The organism is Pseudomonas sp. GM24 (assembly GCF_000282235.1).
Lineage (GTDB): Bacteria > Pseudomonadota > Gammaproteobacteria > Pseudomonadales > Pseudomonadaceae > Aquipseudomonas.
The window spans coordinates 1-1362 of the sequence record NZ_AKJR01000332.1; the positions used below are offsets into that span (position 1 = coordinate 1).

At 56.9% G+C, this 1362-nt stretch carries 1 protein-coding gene; it reads right to left on the bottom strand.

The annotated features are described in order from the left end of the window. Positions 1-167: 167 nt before the first annotated feature. On the bottom strand, positions 168-926 hold the full coding sequence (locus tag PMI23_RS27885; protein WP_042705064.1) for a hypothetical protein: 759 nt from the start codon (positions 924-926) through the stop codon (positions 168-170). Between the last annotated feature and the right edge of the window lie 436 nt (positions 927-1362).

The window sequence follows — 1362 nt, forward strand, 5'->3', positions numbered from 1 at the left end:
GGCGGCCTGACAGCCGACCAATCTCTGTCTGAATGCACGCAGTTCAAACTGTGGGAGCGAGCCAGCTCGCGAAAGCGTTCTCACATTCACCGGTTTTCTTTCGGATTCACTCCCGCGAGCCCACAAAAAAAGCCACCTCTCGGTGGCTTCTCTTTCAACATCTGCAATCAGTCGTAAATCACTTTCTTTTTCCAGTCGGCATCGGCCTCTACATCTTTTAGGCCGGCGGTCAGTTGGTTCTCCTCACCTTCAACCGGTGCAATTTTGTCCATGACCTGGGCGTTGGCGCGGGCCAGCAGTTTTTCCAGATATTGCAGTTGTTCTGCATACACCTGCGGATCCTGCTGTTTGCGCAAGTATTGCACGCCGCGTTCGAAGGCGAGGCGGGCCTGGCCGGGCTGGTTTTGTTGCAGGGACTGTTGGCCGAGGTTGTTGAAGAATTCGATGTGCAGCAGCACCAGTATGTGGCGGACCTCGCGGATCCAGTGTTTGGCTTCGTTCGGTGGCAGGAAGCCGTCGTGGGCGGCGCGGGTGATCTGGCCGTGGAGGGCTTCGAGCAGGAAGCGCACGTCTTTGGCTTTGGCTTCGGTCAGGATCGGCGCCGGAGGGTTGTTGACCGGGATCGATTCGCCTTGGGCGACCAATGCGCTCAGTTCGGTGATGCGCGCTTTGGTGGTGGCGCTGGTTTTTTCCAGGTTCAGCAGGCGCTGGCAGACATTCAGCTCCAGGCGGGTCAGCAGCAGCTTGAGGGCCGGAGTCATGAACTGGCCCGGGAAGGTCTCGGTCAGTTCGCCGCAGCGGCGCAGGCGGTCGTTCAGTTCGACCTTGGTACGGGCCTTCTCCAGTTTGTTGTTTTCCACCACATGGTTCATGTAGCCAATGGCGATCAGAATTGCGATCCCGGCTATGACTAGCAGGGTGATCATGAGTGGTGTCACCGGTAAGACCTCTTTATAGGGTTCGCATGCGAGTGTAGTGGCTGGGCATTTAGCCGCCTAGCGCCGCTCGACGAGTTGGATCGGCAGGTTCAATCTGTATCGGCCGCACGCTGCTTATATGAATGCTGGCGATGCATGTGCAGATTGCCATCACTGTGCGGTGGACTATAACGTCTTGGCGAGTGGCGGAATATAGGCGTCAATCGTCGGGCGACGGAAAAGCCCGGTTGCCGCCGTAAAGCAGGTCGAAGTCATTGATTTAAATAAATTTATATCAAGGGGTTGACGACCTCTCAATCCATCCATAGAATGCGCGCCACTTGCAGCGTAAAGCACACAGCGAAGCGCGGCAGGGAGTGAATGTTGTAGCGTGTCCCCTTCGTCTAGTGGCCTAGGACACCGCCCTTTCACGGCGGTAACAGGG

Bases quoted from the DNA above. Each gene is read 5' to 3' on its own strand.
- PMI23_RS27885 (WP_042705064.1), bottom strand. From the start codon at position 926: ATGATCACCCTGCTAGTCATAGCCGGGATCGCAATTCTGATCGCCATT.